At 61.8% G+C, this 246-nt stretch carries 1 protein-coding gene; it reads left to right on the top strand.

Annotation, left to right across the window (positions count from 1 at the left end; all coding sequences use genetic code 11):
• Positions 1-246: sigma factor (locus ACLJNW_RS27570; RefSeq protein WP_410961739.1), on the top strand; the 246-nt coding region annotated here is incomplete at both ends.

The following is a 246-nucleotide window of genomic DNA, read 5'->3' as shown; positions in this document are numbered from 1 at the left end:
CAGGAAGCCTTCATCAAGGCATACCGTGCGCTCGGCAATTTCCGCGGCGATAGTGCTTTTTATACCTGGCTGTATCGGATCGCCATCAACACCGCGAAGAACCACCTGGTCGCTCGCGGGCGTCGGCCACCGGACAGCGATGTGACCGCAGAGGATGCGGAGTTCTTCGAGGGCGACCACGCCCTGAAGGACATCGAGTCGCCGGAACGGGCGATGTTGCGGGATGAGATCGAGGCCACCGTGCAC

Origin of the sequence: Salmonella sp. SAL4457 (assembly GCF_046548235.1) — a bacterium.
Lineage (GTDB): Bacteria > Pseudomonadota > Gammaproteobacteria > Enterobacterales > Enterobacteriaceae > Salmonella > Salmonella enterica.
Note: the sequence above shows the minus strand (reverse complement) of the source record. Positions and strands in the feature narration are given on the sequence as shown.